Source organism: Lachnoclostridium phytofermentans ISDg (assembly GCF_000018685.1).
In the GTDB taxonomy this organism is placed as follows: Bacteria; Bacillota; Clostridia; order Lachnospirales; family Lachnospiraceae; genus Lachnoclostridium; species Lachnoclostridium phytofermentans.
The window spans coordinates 571,589-592,472 of record NC_010001.1 but is presented as its reverse complement, the minus strand read 5'-3'; the positions used below and the strand labels follow the sequence as shown (position 1 = coordinate 592,472).

The 20,884-nt window shown below is 34.8% G+C and carries 14 protein-coding genes; 2 read left to right on the top strand and 12 right to left on the bottom strand.

The annotated features are described in order from the left end of the window. The first annotated feature begins 168 nt into the window (after nt 1-168). Entirely contained in the window at nt 169-816 is a 648-nt protein-coding gene (locus tag CPHY_RS02555; protein ID WP_012198494.1) for a peroxiredoxin, read from the top strand. A 104-nt stretch (nt 817-920) separates the two neighbouring features. Here the strand turns inward: CPHY_RS02555 and CPHY_RS02550 are convergent, their stop codons facing one another. Next, nucleotides 921-2,444, bottom strand: coding sequence for an NAD-dependent epimerase/dehydratase family protein (locus CPHY_RS02550; RefSeq protein ID WP_012198493.1), 1,524 nt, complete (start codon nt 2,442-2,444; stop codon nt 921-923). 281 nt (nt 2,445-2,725) lie between these two features. Here CPHY_RS02550 and CPHY_RS02545 point away from each other — a divergent pair, with 281 nt between their 5' ends. Beyond that, on the top strand, nt 2,726-3,385 hold the full coding sequence (locus CPHY_RS02545; protein WP_012198492.1) for a TetR/AcrR family transcriptional regulator: 660 nt from the start codon (nt 2,726-2,728) through the stop codon (nt 3,383-3,385). Nucleotides 3,386-3,621: 236 nt separating this feature from the next. Here CPHY_RS02545 and CPHY_RS02540 read toward each other — a convergent pair whose 3' ends face one another. The 11 genes from CPHY_RS02540 to CPHY_RS02490 all read right to left on the bottom strand — a co-directional run bounded on the left by CPHY_RS02540 (nt 3,622) and on the right by CPHY_RS02490 (nt 20,592). Continuing rightward, nucleotides 3,622-4,908 carry a hypothetical protein gene (locus CPHY_RS02540; RefSeq protein WP_012198491.1) on the bottom strand — a complete coding sequence of 429 codons (1,287 nt, stop codon included), beginning with the start codon at nt 4,906-4,908 and terminating at the stop codon, nt 3,622-3,624. A gap of 14 nt (nt 4,909-4,922) precedes the next feature. Then, nucleotides 4,923-5,759 (bottom strand): hypothetical protein, encoded by an 837-nt coding sequence (locus tag CPHY_RS02535; protein ID WP_012198490.1) that lies wholly within the window; start codon nt 5,757-5,759, stop codon nt 4,923-4,925. A gap of 80 nt (nt 5,760-5,839) precedes the next feature. Next, a complete protein-coding gene (locus CPHY_RS02530; protein ID WP_012198489.1) occupies nt 5,840-7,102 on the bottom strand; it encodes a DUF5716 family protein in 1,263 nt (420 codons plus the stop codon). A 15-nt stretch (nt 7,103-7,117) separates the two neighbouring features. Further along, nucleotides 7,118-10,675, bottom strand: a complete 3,558-nt coding sequence (locus CPHY_RS02525) for a DUF5717 family protein (RefSeq protein ID WP_012198488.1) — start codon at nt 10,673-10,675, stop codon at nt 7,118-7,120. 441 nt (nt 10,676-11,116) lie between these two features. Beyond that, nucleotides 11,117-11,920, bottom strand: coding sequence for a hypothetical protein (locus CPHY_RS02520; RefSeq protein ID WP_012198487.1), 804 nt, complete (start codon nt 11,918-11,920; stop codon nt 11,117-11,119). 210 nt (nt 11,921-12,130) lie between these two features. Then, nucleotides 12,131-13,324, bottom strand: coding sequence for a MalY/PatB family protein (locus CPHY_RS02515; RefSeq protein WP_012198486.1), 1,194 nt, complete (start codon nt 13,322-13,324; stop codon nt 12,131-12,133). A 351-nt stretch (nt 13,325-13,675) separates the two neighbouring features. Then, the gene (locus CPHY_RS02510) at nt 13,676-13,999 is read right to left on the bottom strand and encodes an MFS transporter (protein ID WP_012198485.1); all 324 of its coding nucleotides are present in this window, start codon (nt 13,997-13,999) and stop codon (nt 13,676-13,678) included. Nucleotides 14,000-14,016: 17 nt separating this feature from the next. After that, entirely contained in the window at nt 14,017-14,925 is a 909-nt protein-coding gene (locus CPHY_RS02505; RefSeq protein ID WP_012198484.1) for a DUF4097 family beta strand repeat-containing protein, read from the bottom strand. Next, entirely contained in the window at nt 14,922-15,590 is a 669-nt protein-coding gene (locus CPHY_RS02500) for a LiaF transmembrane domain-containing protein (protein ID WP_012198483.1), read from the bottom strand. The genes CPHY_RS02505 and CPHY_RS02500 overlap by 4 nt, the downstream gene beginning before the upstream one ends. 310 nt (nt 15,591-15,900) lie before the next feature. After that, the gene (locus CPHY_RS20515; protein WP_012198482.1) at nt 15,901-17,949 is read right to left on the bottom strand and encodes a RodZ family helix-turn-helix domain-containing protein; all 2,049 of its coding nucleotides are present in this window, start codon (nt 17,947-17,949) and stop codon (nt 15,901-15,903) included. A gap of 81 nt (nt 17,950-18,030) precedes the next feature. Continuing rightward, a complete protein-coding gene (locus CPHY_RS02490) occupies nt 18,031-20,592 on the bottom strand; it encodes a hypothetical protein (RefSeq protein ID WP_012198481.1) in 2,562 nt (853 codons plus the stop codon). Between the last annotated feature and the right edge of the window lie 292 nt (nt 20,593-20,884).

Genomic DNA, 20,884 nt, shown 5'->3' with positions numbered 1-20,884 from the left:
TGTTTTTTTGTTAGAAGCCTAATCAAATAATAAACACAATCAAATTACGGAAATATTACTATTATAATCATAATAGCCCTAATGTAAATTAATGTCAAATCTTCTAGTAACGGCTTCCCCTCCCCTGCATATCATATTACTGATAAGCTATTCTTTGGAGGCACTTCCTTGGAAATTAATCATCTTAGTATCGGTATGACTGCACCAGATTTCACAGCTGTTACTACTTTTGGACCGTTAAAAATGTCCGATTTTAAAGGGCGTTGGGTTGTTTTGTTTTCACATCCTGGAGATTTTACACCTGTTTGCACTTCTGAATTTCTCGCATTCGCCCAGAATGCTCCAGAATTTGATAAACTAAATGCTAATCTGGTTGGGCTTAGTATTGATAGTAATCCCTCGCATCTTGCTTGGGTGAATAGCATTTACCTAAATACCGGAGTCCAGGTTCCATTCCCGGTAATAGCGGATCGTTCCGGTGATATTGCACGTTTATACGGAATGCTCGCTCCCGATGTAAGTACCACTCAAACTGTACGTAACGTATTTTTTATCGATCCTAAACAAATAATTCGGGCAATCTTAATCTACCCTCTCACCAATGGACGTTGTATCTCTGAAATTCTTCGTCTATTACAAGCACTTCAGACTACAGATGAATTCAATGTCGTTACACCTGCGTGTTGGCAACCTGGCGAACCAGCTATGGTTCCTGCTCCTGCCACATATGAACAATTGGTAGAAAGAGAAAGCAATCCAACGGGTGAAGGTTTAGAATGTAAGGATTGGTATTGGTGTTATAAATCTATTGAATAAAATAAATAAAGGGACATAATAATCCGATCCCCTTAAAAGCTAAAGCAGAAACCCAGTAGAACAATCACGTCTCTTTTGAGTGATATTCTACTGGGTATTTGGTTTTAAACCATAAGCTCATTCACTTCTTTTTTATACTCCATAAATGACGCCTCACCCTCATGAAGCGGATCCCACACTTGAGCAAAGAACGGATCTATCTTTGCCCTCCTTCCATAATTCCAGCTTTCTCTTTCACACACAGGACACCAATGACCACCTTCTAAAATAAGTCTAGGACTTGCCTCAAAAGTATGCCCAAAAGCGCATGTAAGTGTAAGCGGTGTTCTTAAGTCTCCTACTTGCATGCTTATAGAATTTACTTTACCACCACGAAAGACAGCAGCTTCTTTTATATCGCTAAGATCTAGCTTGTTTTCTGGTTTTTCTTCCTCATATCCATGATCTAATACAATTACTCGGTTCCAATCCTTTGGTCTTTCAAGGTCATGAATCGATGTTGGTAACTGCTTCCACTTATCCTTACTCCCCCAATAAGCAGAAATCTGATTCTCCATATTATTTTCTACAAAATGTACCGTTCCATGTTCTGTTCTTGCCATCTTAAGAAATACTTTTTTTAAGATACTTCCCATTATCTTCTGACCACCTGGAATCTTACAGATGACCTTTGATAAAGAAGCAGTTACTCCTAAATTCTTAATATACTCTTCATAAAAATACTGCATGGAATCTTGACGAAAATGAAGAAATTCCTCAAGCTTATCTGAATCCAAATAATATTGTCCGTGAAAGTTCTTTGTAGCAAACCATCTTGGGCTAATCACATAGTCTAAATCCTTGATTCCGATAGCGCCGAATATATCTTCAAACATTGAGTAGGTATCAACACGGCAGCTCTCACCACCACCAATATTGTAAATGTGATTCCAAAACTCTGGACTTAATTCCTCTTCGTAATCCAGCGAACAAAGATTTCGTAGTAATCTCCCAGAATCACGATCGGATACATACTCCAAAACATTATCAAGCCCATTATGAAATAAGATTGGGTCATTTATCTTACTCATTGCTGGCCCCATAATCCCAGTTTGCCTAAGGCTAACCCAGTATGTTAATCCTGACTCAATTACAATACGTTCTGCTGCTACCTTAGATACCGCATAGTAATCAAAGATACTTGGCTTTATCGGATCCCCTACTCTTCCCCAATGAATTGGCGGTATTCGATCCCCCGTCTCTGCAACCGTGCCTATATACACAAGTTTTACTTTCTCCATCCGACCTTGCTCTCGTATTGCAGTTAAAATATTTTTAGTAGAGCCATAGTTCGTTTTCATAGCAAGTAACGGATAATAGTCTGCAGCAGGTGAAACAAAGGCTGCAACATGTAGGATGATATCTGCATGCCTCACACATTCAAATACATCCTTATAATTTGTTAGGTCTCCCCAATATATAGTTACACCACTTAACTTTTTGTAGGGCTGAATTAACTCTTTCTTATTATCCGTATCACGAACCAGAAGTATAAGCTCAAATTTATCTAGTTCATTAACCAATTCTTTAAGAACGGAATATCCCATGGTTCCAGTAGCCCCTGTTAATAAGATTCTCGTCTTTCTCATAGTAACTCCTTTCTGCGTGCTCTGGCACGTGTATTAAAGAAAAAGAGCTTCTCGAACTTTAAATAGGGTTTGTTATCCCCGTTGACAGTTCCATCTATTTCTACTATCATGAATAACATAGAATTAATTAGCAAGTTTTTCTATTTTCTTACCTTTATCATATCTACACTGTGTTGGATTAACAACCATCAGTTTAGCTTCATCTGTTGTTAGCTCGACAAACACGTTTCATATGTCGTATTGCGAGCAGAAATTATTTTTATTGTATGGAGGATTCCTACATGGCAGAGAAAAATAACCAAAGAGTGAAGTTGTCAAAAATGCTATTAAAGAATAGCCTTATCCAAATAATGCATGAAAAACCAGTAGAAAAAATCACAATAAAAGAACTCTGCGAAAATGCAGGAATTAATCGTTCTACCTTCTATCTTTACTATACTGATCCTGTTTCGTTGTTGGCTGAATTAGAGAATGAAGTATTAGATAATGCAAAAATATTTCTTGGGAAAGTGGACTCTAATCAAGATTCACTTCCCTATCTAATCACATTTTTAGATTATATAAAAGATAACTCTATGATATTTAATACCTTACTTCGTCCACAGGAAAACCTATCCTTCCAGACTAAATTCATGAAGGATATATTAGCTCACCTAAAAGCTGCTGTCATGCTAAACTGCCCTCCTGACATATCAGAATATATTTATAATTACGTAATCATGGGAAGTCTAAGTGTAATTCAACATTGGATTCAATGCGACTATAATATTAAAAGTAATGAGATGGCAACTCTTATCTACCAATTATCAAATACTGCTATTATGAACTATGTTCCAAACAACTCGAAAGTTAATCAAGCAACTGCATCTAATCCAACTATTAGAACAAGCTCACAGACTAATCAAACTAGTAGAACAATCTCACAGTCTATGACTACTTAAATAAGTGAATTGGAAAACCAATTCACTTATCATAAGAATATGCTGATGCAAGCTGCACCTATAAATACCAACAAAAAGAACTTATAGAAGGTACTTACTACCTTTTATAAGTTCTTTTAATTTTCTTTCATAAGTTCTTATTTAATGTTAATTATTTCATCACTAAATCATTTACTATACTTACTATTCTAAAAATTTTACTACTATATTATTTCATTTTTAATAAATCTTATCCCCTACACCATTTCACTTTCATATTCCGGATTTCTTGTACGGATACCCTCCAGTGAATTACGTACTAAATCCAATTGTTTAGCACATAAATCAATATGCTCACGAAGCTTTTGTCTACGACCGTTTAAGCGGTGTCGAACCTCAACCATTTCTTTTTTATCAAGTAAGGCTTCTGCTTGATATCCCCAGACTTCTGCATCGTCAATCCCATGTTTTCTAAGTTCTATCACTAGCTCTTCTTGGTAATAACCTAACAACTCGGTATTTTGTTCTAATCGCTCTAATTCTTCTCTCTCTTTTAAAAACAACTGGTACCTAGCCATAAGTTCCTGATGTCCAGTGGTATGATATTTCTCATAGGAATAGTCAAGCATCGCTGTACAATTTACATACTTAAGCTTCACTTTATTAATTAATGAAACCGCACGATTTAGCTTAAGTTCCGCCATCTTTTGCTTGTAGGAACATCTTCTTGTATCATAGATAATATATGCAACTAAAATCACTCCCAAAAAAACAGTCATAAGAATTGGTAATGACAAATCCGCCTCTACTGCATTATCCAATAAAAACAATCCAGCAAATAATAATAGAATCATTACAAATCCCCCGATTGCTAATTGTTTTAAAAATTTTACCTTCGATATTGCCTGCTCTCTATCGTAATTTAATACACCTTTTTCTCCTTCAAGCTGACGTAAATCTTCTTTAATAAGCTGTTGATAATGCTCTTGATCCTTTAGCTTTGGAAGCTCCCTTTTAATATCATCTTCTAGTCTATTCATCTCCGCAAACTGAGCTTCTGATAGCTTACGATCTATATTTAAATATTTTTTTCTTTCTTTTTCAAAATTTATAATTTTATTTGCAGCGTCCAAATAAGGCTTTTTTTGGCCATCCGGAATTTGCTCAATTTTTTGTATATCAGATAGATATGAGGTTACTGCTTCATATTCCTGTTTCGTTTCTTCCAACTGAGCAGTCAACTCAAGTATCTGGCTTTTATGCCCCTTAATTACATCGTTAATGTTTTCCTCTTTAATTTCCCCTTGATATGGATTTATGCCTTTTCCTTCTACATTATTGCTTTTCTTATTTTTCGCTTGCTCTTTTTTCCTTCTCTTCTTCTCTAAAAAAGAAAGATTCTCCTCCTCAATGTTAAATGGAGTTTGAGCCACGGAAGAGCCAGAAAGTTTTTCTAGTGCCTCCTCCACTGACATTTGAACAAAGTCTGTGTTATTTATACGTTTGTCTTCTTTATTCTTCTTTCGAGATGAAAATAAACCCATACCATTCCTCTTTTCTATATGCTATCCTTGCGATATTCTATTTTTAACTGCTTTACAAGTTCATTTAAACGTTCATAGAACTCTGTGTATTTTCCGTTTTCTTTTAATTCTGAGAGCCTAACTACCTCTGCATAAAGGCCTGTATATTCTGATGCATCCCACGCATGATAAAGCTCCTCCTCCATTTGCATTAGCAATTCACGATTACCTACAAGAATTTTGACTTCTCTTTCATACAAAGTCTCCTGTTTACTGCACTTTAACGCATAAAGATATTGCTTTAGTGATTTTTCATTGTGATTACGCTCGTAAGCCCCACGAAACTTATCTGCGGCTACCGTAAAAGCCCCTGTTCTCGCTTCTAATACCCCCATATTATGTAGGATATCTCCATATTCCTCACTGGTTAAATCCGTAAACTCCCTGCTATTAAGAATTGCCAAGTACTCTTTCATTGCCTCTTTATACTTATGATGGGATAAGCAAAAATCCGCTTGTCTTTTTTTCCTTTGTATAGGGGTTAATCGAAATAAAATATCAATTTCCGCTAATAATTGATTAATTTCAGTTTTATCATATAGGTCACAGCTACAAAGAATACTAACGACTAGATCCTTAATCCCTGACTTCTTTCTTAGTAATTCTTCTAGGAAGTTCGCCCTCTCCTTAAGTCCTAAATCCTCCCCAATAAAGTCAATTAACTCTTGGTTAAATAGTTCCTCACTAACAGATTCCAAATTATGATAGATATAGTAGCATAGCTCTTCAATCGTATAGACGGGAGTACCTGTTAGCTTGAAACAATATGGTTTCTCGGCTGTTCTTCCTGCACAAAGAATTAATTTTCCCATAATAATCTCCATTCTTCAAAAGTCTGCCAATTTTGTGTGAAACACAAACCACCCTGTGAAAGCGTTTTTCTTTCACATTACTATAAGGTAAGCGTTTGCTCCCAAATACGATAATTTGTTTCATAAAATACGCCAAATCCAACATCACGAACTGTTACTATCGCGGTCTCTCGATCAATAAAGTGAACTGTAACCGAAAGCCTGATCGTCTTATTCTCTCTTTCCATTAACCCATCTAGGGATAACACCTCATAAAGTGGTTCCCTATTTAAAAGATTTGTTACTATAAATGCTAATTCCTTGGTCTGATCAAGTATTACTGTCACCGTATTATTGGCTTTCCGCCACGGAATCCCTGCTTTTACCAAACAAAAATCTACTTCTTTTGCATTTTCATAAAGTCGTAAAGAAATGTTTGATGTAATCATCTCGTCATTTAAGAATAAATAATTTTGAAAGCTATCGTCAAGAAAACCTTTCGCAGCTAAACAAGCCCCCTTTGCATACAGGTTCTGCCCTAAAAATACTCGACGGGAACTGCTTAAACGAACTAACACATCTCGAACCCAGTTTCCCTCGAACCCTCTCCCAGTTACAAACACAGCACTTGTTAAACGCCTATATAATACTTGGTTCATAAGTTTTTCAAGACGATACAAAATCCGCTCTATTGGTTCTTGTTCAAAAATTTCATGTGTCAGCTCATTGCTTAAATCCATGAGATCCACTATTACAGTAAAAGGCTGCATCCTTCTATTTACTGTAAGATTATAATAAAACAACCCAGTCTCATCGTAAGTAAACAAAGAAACATCATGCATCCAAATCTCTGGCTTCTGGCTTAGAACATAATACATATAGCTTTGCACTTGACTTATAATATGAACTCTATCCCTCAAAAGCCCTAATTCTTCTAAACTAAGATAAATCATCTCTGTCATGTTAGGAGTAAGATTAGGTACGGTAATCACTAGTTCTTGTATACTACTATTTAGGAACTGCTGCCTTACTACCATGAATGCTTTTTTAAAAAATTTAGTTAATAGCATTACCGGGGTAAAGATTGCCCCGTAAATCGTTATGCTTTCCTGATGTTCCAAATTTTCTAGTAAATTTTCTATTAAAAATGATCCTCCAAGGCTCGAGATACGTATTGCTTCTTCACCAATCATCCATTCCTTGTTAGATTCCTTTACTGCTAAGCAGGTAGGAAACAATGGATTCGATTGATTTTGTGTTAAAAAAATCGGAACTGCATCACCAGTCTGCGCTTGATAATAATAAATTTGTGATGTTTCATTCGTGATTTCGAAGCCAATTAATAATTGCTTATTCTCCCCCATGGTTTCCTCCTTTCTTTAATCAATTGCTTTAAATAAAGTGTCAATTGTAAACTTTTGCTTTACATAATTATCTAATAGTCGAAGTACCGTTGCATCATCCTTTAACTCTTTGGCCTCCATAATATGATTTAATTGAATATAACAATCTTCTCCGGATGCCTCTTCTTCCATTGTTCCAATAATCGTTTTACTTTCCGTTACTTCTTCCCCTTGTTCTGTAATCTCCGTAATATAATATTGTAGTTCCTCGTTATAAAACAATATAAATTCCTTAACGAAGATACCATAACACTGATTTTGCATCTCTTCTACGGCAAAATCTTTCTCTCCGCTCTCATATCCATAAGAGTAGTGTATCACAACGCGATTTTTAGGATTTGTATGATATTCCACATAACATTTATCGTACATATGCTGTGGAATTCTCATATTTCTCTTAAACTCTTTAAAAAATGGCAGTACTACTCCCTTTTGAACTAATCTACTCAAATGATAATCAATAAATTTCACTTCGTCATCCGTTAATTGTTCCTTCGTAGAGTAGTGTTTTAATAAAGCTCGTAGCGCTACGTCATTCTCCTCATAATTTAGCTCCTTACGAATGACCTCAAACAATTCTGGTTCCGTAACACGGTCTCGCAGCAGATATTTATAGCTGTAGAAGGATATAAATGCACGAGTTAACTTTCGATTGCAACCTTTATTATAAAAAGATAAAAATACCTGAATGGCATTTCCAAGATAACTTTCTGCAAACAGCATTTGTCCAAGTAGACGCTCCTCTAAATCTAAAGTATCAATACTTTTCTCCTTCGCCATTTTCCATAAGTCATACATCTGTGCTGTTGTGCCATAGAAATATTTCACTAAATAAGAGAGAGTTACTTCCTCGTAATAACCCTTTGTAAATAAATAAAAAGCAATCTGTAATAAGATCTCTTGATACCTCGATACTTCATCAGGACTTGCTAATAGATGATTGCATAACCTTTGAAGTCTTTTTATTTCTACTCCCTCATAACCTAGCTCCTCCATTGCTCGGAGTGCTAACGGATACATTTCACGAAGTATCATAAATTCAATCATTTTATAACGGCTTTGTTGTTCGAATACCTTTAAATCAATATTTTTTAAATAGCTTTCTAAAATCTCTCCTTCAAAATTATCATAATAATAATGAATTAGGGTTTGAACAAACTCCCTTCGATATTCCTTCGTTAAGGTTGACTGCTGCACTATTCTCTTTCTTAACTCAATTGTGTACTCATCAAACTTTTGATAAAATTGATCTTTTTCTGATAAATATATAATTAATTCTGCCTGATCCGGATTTATTGCATAACAGTTTTCTAGTAGCGGTGTCAAATGAGTTAATTTCTTCAAGGTATAAGACGCCAATGTGTAATAACGTTGCTCTTTATGGTCGATAAAGAAAATCTGTGCTTGCTCTGTATAAAGATTAATAAATGCTTGTCCTTCTGTTAATGGAACAATGCATTCCTCCTGCAATTCCTTGTGCACAATGGCTACGCTCTTAATCTTTGGATTTTCACATACCACCTCATGAACAAACGAAATTTTAGGTATTAATTCTGCAAGCTCTGTATCCACTGATGTATCAGGAAGTAATGCATCTGCTATAACTGTCAAATGGCGATGAAACACACCAGCAAATAACTGACGTTTTAAAAACTGCAACATTTCCACACGGTGGTGTTCCATGATAGTCATATTTTCTCTATGCTTCGTCAGTAAACAAGCATAGTAAAAAGCTCTTTTTCTATCCGGAAGTTTATTCTCATAAGTAAAATAAGATATTACCGCAGGATGTATCTCTTGATACTCCTCCCCCATACTATAGATATAATACTCTGGAAGTTCAGTAATTCTTAATTGCTTTTCCATTCCAAGCCTATAATAGCGATGATAACGAGTCTCTCTTTTATGCCCACGAATCAATATACTAATGATCGCATAAAGAGCATCCTTTAATCCATATTGTTCATAAATCTCATCCAAAATACGAAGAAGATGCCTATGAGGAACTTTACACTTACTCGCCAAATATGCTACTGTAGTTGCAGTTTCTTTCTTTAAAAAATGATTTCTAAGTGCAAAAGATATCACCTGTAATTCAAAGGAGTCTAACTCTCGTAACAAAAGGGTATCTTCACGAAGTAAGAGAGCTGCTTCGTAATATAAGATTGGGCTATGAATTCCTTGCTGGAATCGATCCTTCAAGTCTTTTAATTTCTGTGCAGGATTTGAAGTATAGGACTTATTCAAGTATAGCTGACACCAAAATAGGAATAATTCCTTTGGATATTGTTCCGATAACTCCATTACTTCTTGAAATACACTAAGTGCATCCTGATTTGATTTTTTTCTTAATGTTTTTAAATATAGATAAATTCCATATGCTACTGGTTCTGTCTTCTTAAGTTCTTCTTCCTTTTGTTCCAGTGCCTCAAAGGTTGATGTCACCATTCCTTCTTTCCCAGAAATTAATTTAAGATGAAGGTGGAACAACTCATAAAAAATACTTTCTTTTTCTCCAGATAGTAAAGTAAGTAAAATACTCTCTGCATCACTCACATATTTGGATAAGGATATCCTGTCCAAACGAAAATCCAAATAGTTTTTCGTTAGTTTTACATAACAAGACTTCTCTTTTTGTAAGGTTATTCGCCTAACAACGTTTTGTCTTCTACAATGAACGGAAACCTTTATTACAAATCTCTGTAAGGCAACATCAATAGTAATATTACCATAATGTAATCCTTCCTTCATTCCCTCCGTTTGTACAACAAAATTAAGCTCTGCCTCACCATCTGCAAAACTCTCCATACGTAATGTATTCATTTGCGGTTGAAGGAATTTAGCATCTGATTTTATAATGACCTCAGAATGTCCCCATCCCTCTTTTTTGATAAGTAACTTATCCATGAAGTTATAAGAACCTGCCTCATATTGAAGTTCTGTTTTATCTACTTGATAGGAAGCTGGTACCTTTTTGTGGGTAGCGATTAAGAATTCTTCGAGTGCCTGACTGGCAGAACTGCTCTTTTTAAGTGCTTGGTAGAGTAATAGATATTGATTGTCATAATAAGCAATCACCTGTCCGAACTTCTCTGATTGAAAAACTTCTTTTGCTTCTTCCCAATTTGTCTGTGCAAGCCCTGCAAACTCAAATAAGTTCTTTATCTTTCCTACCGAAGATTCACAACTTGGTGATGTAATATGTATGATAACAGGTAGTACAAATTCACCGCAATCTGAAATAATATGAATCGTCTCCTCATAGCTTGTCAGAGTCTCCAGATACTCAGCTGTAAAATAATATTCTATCGTTGAAACTTCGCCAATAAACCGATCGTTTTCGATATGTAAGTTTTGATTGGAGGAGTATAAGACACCTTTCATCCTAGTATTTTGATTATTTTGAATCGTAAAGGACCCACGATAAATACTCCCACACTCCACATAAAGTTCTAGCGATTCTTCTGAGAGGATAACCTCAGGTAAGTTATAGATAAATACACCCTTTGCTAATTGCTCAATCTTCTCTTTCATCGTTTCACCCCATGCCTTTTTACCACATCATTATTCCAACAATTATAACATTTTGTGACAATCTTTTCAACAATCAACAATTTTAAGGAAATCTGTATATTACTGATTTCACGATAGCCTATATTTATCTGTTTACGAAGACCTCATAATCAATTTTTGAAAACCTATATCATGGATTTTACGATAACCTATTTCATCTAATTTACGAAGACCTCATTATCAGTTTTATGAAAGCCTATATCATGGATTTTACGAAACCTATTTATCATCTAATTTACGAAGACCTCATCAATTATGCAAGAAACTGTATAACATTTATTATATTAAGACTTGTATATCATTAATTTACAAAAAACCGTATGGAAAAAACGAGAACAGTTCATGTATAAAACTAACTCGAACTGTTCTCGTATACTAAGGAAGTTTATTTGACTCCCCTGATTAATTTATTTTAATAAAATCTGAACTTTCCTCTTCGAAACGGTAAATGTTCTCTCCGGAAACAGAAACGTAATACATACCTACCAATTGATTCTCTGCACGGCCTTCAAACACATTGAAACAATAGCAATCTTCTCCGGCAACCACGGTAGTCCAAGTATCTGCAACCACATTATAATGAGATAGAGTATTTACCAAGCCAAGTTTCTCCTTTTTGACCTTCTTTAACTGCTCCAAAGCCTCTGCTTGTGTTATTGTATCTTCATTTTGATTTACACTTTCTACGTTATCTAATGGGAACTTTGTAAATGGGGTTACATTCCCATTAACATCATAGCTATATAGATTTCTGCTCTTCTTGTTAACAATAATCGCTGGCTCTAGGATACCATTAGAATCTGACACAACATAAACATAGTAGGTTTCACCATCAATACTTAGGTGATCGTCCGACAAATCTATACTATACTTTGAAGTATCTAGTTTTGCCAAAACAAGTTTCTGAGCTTCTTCCTCTGAAATGTCACCAAGTGGTGTCTTCGTTGGCGTTGGTGTAACTGTCACCTCTGGAGTTGGAGTTAATGTAATCCCAGGCGCTGGAGTCATCGCTACTGGTGTTGGCAGTGGCGTAGTCGTTATATTGTTATTTGCCTCTGGAGTAATAAGTGTATCATCTACTGAGGTCTGCTTATTCTTTTTATCACTACACCCTGTAATAGCAAATACTACCATGAAAGTAAAAAGCGCTATGATGCACTTTAACTTATGATTCCATAGGAATGATTTCTCTCTCTCTTTCTTCATATTGAAACCTCCGTTTATTCATACATTACTAACTGTTATTTACTTACTCTCGCTTCTTATATCAATCCTTTTTTCAGGTATATTCCAAAAAATCTCTCCCGAACTGGCCCCTAACCTAAGGACTTTGACCCATAGTATAACACCTAATTTTGAACTATCCATTAAGTTTGTATTGATGTTTTGTTAAATCTGCTTCTGTTTTCGATGTTTTTACCTTAAATCGACAAAAGCTTGCTCTAATTGTTTCATCGCCTTTTCTAGATACGCTCTAGGAGTTGCTATGTTAACTCTTGCAAATCCTTCTCCTTCTTCTCCAAACATCGAACCTGCATTCAATCTTAGCTTTGCTTCTTTTACAATCTTTTGCTCAAGCTCATCCTTTGTTAATTGATACGCCCTAAAGTCAAGCCAAGTAAGATAAGTGCCCTCAGGCTCTATCAAAGATATCTTAGGTAAATGTTCCTTCACAAACTCTCTCACAAATTTAAGATTTCCTAGTAGATACTCATTTAGCTCCTCTAACCATGGTTTCCCAAACTCATAAGCGGCTTTGCAAGCAACCATTCCAAAGATATTTGGCTCATCATATCCACTTTTTTTAATCTCCTCGCTCACCTTTTCACGAATCTCTTGATTTTCAATTATAACATTTGAGATTTGAAGCCCAGCTAAGTTAAACGTTTTTGTTGGTGAAGTACATGTAATCGTCATGTCCTCAAATTCTTTACTAATCGATGCGAAACAGGTATGTGTAAAACCTGGATATACAAAATCAAAATGAATCTCATCGGAAACAACGACTACGCCATTTCTTCTGCAGATTTCACCTATCGCAATTAATTCGTCCTTCGTCCATACTCGTCCTACTGGATTATGTGGATTACATAGAATAAATAATTTTACATTATGTCGCTTAATTTTTTCTTCAAAATCTATTAAGTCCATCTCATAATGTATAGAACCATTTAGCATTACTTCTTTTAAAGGAGAATTAATTAATTTCCTGTTGTTTGCTTCCACCATCCTTGTAAATGGATGATATACAGGTCTCTGTATTATGACAGAATCTCCCTCTTTGGTTAGTGCACGTATCGCAAGCGCTATGGCGAAAACTATTCCAGGTGCATTTACATACCACTCTATTTTTGTTTTGTAATTATGTTCTTTTTCCATATAAGAGATAACAGTATTCCAATAATCTTCTTTTGGCATGGTGTATCCATAGATTCCATGCTTTGCACGTTCCACTAAGGCCTCTGTGATTTCTGGTACAGTCTCAAAATCCATATCTGCTACCCAAAGTGACAACTCCTCACCAGAATATCCCGATTCCTTTGCAAAATCATATTTGACACAATTGGTACCTGCTCGTTCTATCCATTTATCAAAATTATATTTGCTCATAAATCAAACCTTCTTTCGCTACTGTGTACGCGTATTTTATCATGATATCCATAAAAAAGCAATCTTGGTATGAATTTGTTCACAAGATGTGAAAAAACCTTAAAACAAATTAGAGCATCCTCATGGATAGTTTAGACACCAGAAAACGCTTTCAAACTTTTCCTTAACGTAAAAAAACTGTCTTAAAAAATTGAATATACCTAATGCGGAAAAGTATAGAAACTCTTTCCCCCTTAGATTATACAATAATTTAAGACAGTTATAAAATTCATTAAGATTCCTTAACAATATTTTAGTTTATCTTTATATTCTGTTACTTGTCAACAATTTGGAATTTTTCTTTGCTACTTATCAACAATTTGGTTCTTTTCTTTCCATGGTTCTGTTATAAAATAATATTTTGTGTTTCTTTAGGAAATCAATTCCTTCCTGAAATCCAGCAAAAAAAGGTTCTTTCTTTTTTACGCTAACTGCTCTTTCTTCTTTGATTGGTATAAAGAAAATCAAAACAATCACTGCAAAAAGAAATGAAATAAGATCAATTAATATAATCCCACCCATACCAAACGTAGATAATATTACAGCTGCTAACATAGGTGATGAAACTGTAACTAAATTACGGCTGAAAGAATCCATTCCACTTGCCTTCTCATACTTATCCTTAGGAATTAACATACCAACTGCAATAGATGTTATTCACTATAGAAATTAATTAAAACACGTCCAGAACCACCATCAATTTTTATTTCATTGTTTACATCACTATTACGCTCTTTATAGTTATCTGCTCTCGTTCCATCAATCCAAATACCTCCAGAACCACTATCTGAGTTAATGTTATAATCTTCACGTTTTCCCTCTAATTCAAAAGATATTCTGCCACTTCCACAATTAAGGGACGTCTTGCCAGATAACTGACCAGAATAAGAGATGGAACCTGAACCTCCGTCAAAATCTACATCTCTAAAAATTGCATTCTCTATTTTTACATCGCCAGAGCCACAATCCATCTTACCTTTTTCGAATTTCACATAATCTAGCCTAGTTGAACCAGAGCCTAAACTTATATTTGCCTTCTTAGCAGATAGATTACGTCCTATGAAGCTACCAGATCCACCATCAATAATCATATTATCAGCGGTTAAATCATTAACCTCCATGTTAGCAGACCCACTATCAAGCTCAACTTTACCAACAGTAAAATCGCGAGGTACTGTCACAATGATTTCCATATCACTATTCCAATTCCCTGACCACCCAATTATCCATGAAATATGGAATCTATCCCTATCCTTAATTGTTAACGTACCATCAGAGGTAACCTTTACCTCTAGGGAATCTGGTACATTTTTTGCTTCAACAATAACCTTATCTGTATCACCACTTACTAGAGTAAGTTTCTTATCGCCATTAGAGAAATTAAGATTTTTAACATTATCAAAATCCTTTGTAAAACTAACGTAATTTTTATTAATTTCATAAGTATCGATTCCGGAACCCAATCCAGAAACTACAGCAACAATGCTTGTTAAAATGCCTACCATAAGAAATGCAGCAAACCCCATAGCAAAATATTTGATAATTTTTTGAAAAGGACTCATCGGATATCTACACCTCCAAACATACAAGTTGCATTAATATAGATTGTCGGAACTTCTCCCGATATACGTCTACGGTGATTACTTACTCCGCCAAAGAAGGAACTAGAAGATACCTTAACACGAACATTCTCTGGTACAAATATATCAATACCACCAAAGATTGAGGTTGCATCAATACAAACATTTTCCTCAATAATCGCACTTCTTAAATCTAGTCTAACGCCTCCGAAGATAGAGTTTAGTTCAGCTCCTTCAAATCGTTGGTTTGGAAATTGTACCGTATTACCACTAAAAGTTGCCGCATAGCTACATTCCTTTGGTATCGGAATCTTCACTTTGCTACTTCCATTAAATGCAGAACGCATTAAAATATTAAGCCCAATAATAATTAAAACAACCGGAACAATAAGCTTACGTACGGTATCTGCCAAGAAAATTCCTTGACTATTTAATAGTAGCATAATACCAACTACAAGACCAATGAGAGAAAATCCCCCAAATCCATTGCGAATAATTGAAATACTACAAGGTACTATCAAAAATAAGGTCCACCATCCAGGGAAAAATAAAGATATATCCCACCATTGAAATACATTACCCGCGATTATAACACCAAGAGACATCCAAAATAAGCCCCATAATACATTCGATATCCGATACCGCATAACATTCCTCCTCACTATTTTATTCAGGCAAAAACTTCATAAAATCTATTTTCTTTCACCCTACACGAACTATCTTCTTCTGTAATCATATTATTACAGCACCCCATTTCTTGCAAGTTAGAATTCTATTAGAATCATTAAAAAGCGAGAACACTGCTTGATTTCATTGGAAGCATATTTGCTTCTTAATATAATATCAAGATATTCTCGCTGATTTTATAAATCTATTCTGTTTTCTCTTTCAAGGAACTTTCCATCTTTTACTTATAATATGGATGAGATTTATTCTATGTAGTTCCTTAAATTCACTTTACGGATTATTAGCAGTATCTTTCGCAGCTACAGTTTCATTAGGAATTACAGTTTCATATGTAGTTGCAGTATCACTCGTAACTGCCGCTTCCTTCGTAGGTGCAGCTTCATTCGATGTTGCAGTTTCATTCATAGTTGTAGCTTCATGAGTAGGTGAAACTTCATTTGTAGGAGTAGCTTCATCAGTAGGTGCAACTTCATTTGTAGGAGTAGCTTCATCAGTAGGTGCAACTTCATTTGTAGGAGTAGCTTCATCAGTAGGTGCAACTTCATTTGTAGGAGTAGCTTCATCAGTAGGTGCAACTTCATTAGTAGGCGCAGTATCACTTGTAGTAGCCGCTTCTCTTTTTAGTCCTTTTTTATTTTTAATTATAATAACAGTAGTAATTGCAACACCAGCCACTGCTGCTACAACTATCGCAATTACAATAACATAATATAATACATTCGTTTTTTCTATTGCTACCGAAACTGATACGGTTCCTCGATAGGTGGATAAGCTCTCTGTATAATATCCATTTTTTTGAATCTTTTCAATCTTTTTTCCTGTAAGAATATCGTCATTCGAATGCAAGAAAGTTACTTTTAAGGAATCCGGAACCATGATTTTGTAATTCACTTCACAATCTTTCATAGGAACTAATCCCGATAGCATAAATACATGATCAAGTGTATAGATCTTAGTTTTTCGGTTTGACAAGGAAGACTCTTTTAGTTGAATGACATTGGATTTATCGATATAACTCTCTCCTTTATGAAAATTTTTCGTAAAGGCAACAACTACAGTGTCTCCTTGCTCTCGATAAGTTAACTCCTGTCCTAGGTCTTTATAAAATTCCTTACATTTGGCCTCATCAATATTACAACCATTTGGCAGAAAAGAAAACTCGGTAGTTAGCTTTCCCGACATATCATTTTCAAGAATACACTTAACATCTATATTCTTAACCGTAACGGACTGATTTACTTTAAAGCTACTGTTAAATGAACTATCGTAATAACATGCACCTTGAAAATTGTATTTTGCATCAGCTACTTCACTGGCATCTTTATAGGAAGTAAAATGGTACCATCCATACGCAAGATCTTCTGGAATCGATAAATAAACATCGATATAATCGGTATCCATTCTTAATGTTTTAAAGAGATTTCCCAAGTTATAATATTCCTCTAATTCAAAGGTGAACGAAAAAATAGAGGAATCGGTTATTGATAACTTAACTGGTGATTCCGTTATATTAGTTTCTCCATCTGAATTCATTACAGATAATAAAAACTGATTGATTTTCTCTAAACTATCGAATCGATAAATAATTGTACCTGCTGTAGCATTGTATTCAACATCTTGATCAAATTTACGAAAGTAGGAAAGTATGTCTTCTTCCTCTATTCCTACAAGATCCGAAGTGTTAAGATAAATTTCTATCGTCTTTGTGGCATCTGAATAAATATCATACTCAGAAAAACACTTAACCTTTAAAACACCTACTGTTGTAGTCTTCTTCATCGAAGGGTCTTTATATCCGTAATTTACTTCTTCTCCATTGTAATTTAAATAGCGGTACCCCCAAGAATAGATTTCAGAGGAAGCATAACTGCATATTCCTGATTCATCGATTGCATTTAGAGCCCAATCAATAAAAAGTGCCTTATCCGTCAAATCCTGATATTTCGTTGTATGAGTTAAATTATCGGTGGTATCCGAAAATTCAGCTAGTCCTTGCGTCCCAAAAAGTGCTGCTATCTTATTGTTATAATCATTTGCATCCTGAAATCCTATTTTATAAGAATATGTATAATTAGAATTGGTTTCATCATAAACAACAGATAACTCCAATCCTTCTGGCGCCTTCTCCAATAATAATTGATTTAATGCCTCATAACCGCCATTAAGGTACTTCTCATCCGAAGAGGAAGCTACTGCAGTTACGATAAGCTCTCCGGAACCGTCTTTATTTAAATTCGTTGTTGTCGTGATTTCAGCACCACAGGCAGAAAGCACAAGCATACAGAATAGAGAAACTAAAAAAAGTTGTATTTTTTTCATATTAATAATCAGCCCCTTTCAAAGTATGGAAACTTTGTGCATAGCACAAATCTTCGGATGAAAGAATTAATTCTTTCATCTTTACGCCTCAACTTTTCCGTTTGATGTTAGATAGCGAATCTGAGTAGAGATATTCGTCAATTCTGCTTTAGCCGCATCATATAAATAGTAATCTCCATACTCTGTAAAGGTAACCAAAAACTTGGTGCCCTCTGTATCGATAGCTTCTGCTGAAACCATATCTGGAAGGGAAACAGGGCTATCCTTTCCATTTTCTATGATGACGCTGTATGTTTGATACTCTCTTATCATATCCTTAACATAATATTTTTTGTTGCTATCTCCAACCGGTGGAACTAATTTACCTTCCTTAAATATATACAACTTAGCTGTTAATTTTTCTTCGGAATCTAATATATATTCTGGTGTTTGTTCCTTCACTACTTCAAGCTTTTTTGACTTCAGGTCGTAGCGACTAATAGAATTGCCCACAAGATAGATATATTCTTCTGAATCATCAAAATAAAAATCGCTGTATTCATAGTATGTAATGCCGTCTAAAATACTAAAGTTGCTTTCTTTTTTACTATATAACGTAATTTCATCATCAACTAAAAACAGCAATTTATCAAACTCTTTGGTGGCAGAAAGTAATCGATCAAAGTTAACTTTTTGCTTGTATAACTCTTTTCCCTTACTATCTACTAACATTGCATCGTTTTGATTCACTTTCAATATACGGTCTGAGGTTTTAGAGTAATAATATTCGGTATTACTATAATAAGAAGTTAAATACTCATCAAAGTTAATTTTTTTTACTTTTTCTTTTTGGTAAGTGTACATCTTATCATAATCACGAAATACAATTCCACCATTAAAAACCCTAATTTCATCCAGATGGACCATCGAGTAGGATTCTTTTACGGAGCTATTGTTTCCTCCAATAATTGAACTGCTTTCAACTGAGCGGTTCAGAACCTTAGTCATGCTAAGAAATGTAATAGATACAAAGATTGAAAGCGCTATTAATACCGCCATATCAAGGCGCTTCCATGAGCCTAATAAGAGCACTTCCTCCTTACTACCTTTTTTATAAAGTAAATTTGGGAAATAATAAGCACAAGCTGCAGCACCAGCGGAAATTAGAGCGAGTACAAATAAACTAAGGAAGATATTTGTCTTAATCGCAGTTCCTACCTCTGCCTCTCCCAATGCACGTAGAGAAATTTCCACTTTTGAAAGATAATAAAACACCGATTGAATCACCAGAGTGATTCCAGATATGATTCCTACATTTTTTATGTAATCCTTTGCATTCGACTTTTCTAACTTTAGATAAATCTGATAAAGAACATACCAAAGAAAGATACACCATGTTAATGCTAAAATAACGGAACATGCAACTTGAAATCCGCTCAGAGAACTTCTTAAATTATAAACATCTCCTGAGTTAATCGTTTGTAATCCTCCGAAGGATAATGCATTCGCTAAGATTAGGATTATATTCGGTAGAGCGAGCAAAAAAGCCCCTATTTGCTTCCACATGTTGGAGCGTATTAAGGCAATTAACATAAGAAGGATAGATACAACTATAACACCAATGCTGTACTTCATATAATACTGTCGTAGACACCACAAAATGCTACTTGTTGATTTTTTACCCTCTCTTAATTTTAATATACCAGTAATAAGATAACAAAACAAAAGCGTGATCAGTATCGTTCCAACTATCGAACTAAACGCACCATAGGATAATTTTAATGATAATAATTCATTCTTAATCAAATTTGACGGGATAAACGATGTGATAAAGAAAAGTATAGCTAACGTAAAGCTCACATTTAACGTTATTGGAAGTACTTTTCTTTTATTAAAAACAGTGTCATCAGAGAATATAAATTTTAAAGAAGCCCTTATCTTTTGGTGGCTCAATAGTTTCCATGAGATCAGTATTGAAACAAATGGAATCAAGGCTAATATCAATAGATGCACATTCATATGCATTACTGTTCTTACGCCGATTGCCGAAGCCGTTAATTTCAAGGAATGCAAATAAGACATACGGAAAAGCCTATACGCGGTTAGGAAACCACCCTGTGATTTTCCCATGTATGATCCTACCATCTGCCCCCAGATTGAATTGATTTGATTCTTAAAGATTGTATTAGCTATCAACATTATAACAACCGATAATAGCATTGATACACATAAAGTTAAAACAAGAAAAAAAGTCGATTCCTTTATTGTCGACACTGTAATCATCTCTTTTCCAGTGTTCTCAATGAAATCATTCCACTTATCAGTTCCTATCTTCTGAATCTTTTTTAATCTTGGAGGGAGTTCCTTCTTAAGGCCACCAGTATCATCCTTCTCCCCCTTTTGCTCCAAGCCATTTTCATCTGTTTTTTCTTCTAGAATAAACTCTTTCGTTTCTAAGAAAGACTCTCGGTTAGAAGTTATCTTTCCTTCTAATGTTTTTTCTCCGTTTTGATTTTCTCCCAAAATTGCTTTGGAATCTTGTGTATTTTCCGTTAAATCCCGCGATTCTTCCACTAGCTCTTTTGTTACCTCTAGAGTATCACGGCACGATTCACATACACCATCGACATTCTCTGTGAATTTCCCACAATGTTGACAATACATAGACTCTCCTCACTTCAATTTTTTATTATACGCTACAGAAATAATATACTATTTTATTGTAGTAAAGTCAATTTATGTAAATACTATTACTAGTTTTTGTAATAATATTGAGAATATTGAGAAGCAAGAAAGGTTTTAGGTATTTGCAATAAATAAATATTTAGTCTAAATGTAGCAGGATTCCGTGTATTCTACCCCAATATTTGACAAATAGCCATATAAAAAGAAAGGTGCTCAATTTTATAATAAAAAAGAAGAAGCATTTACAACATAACTTTTAAAGTTATCTTGT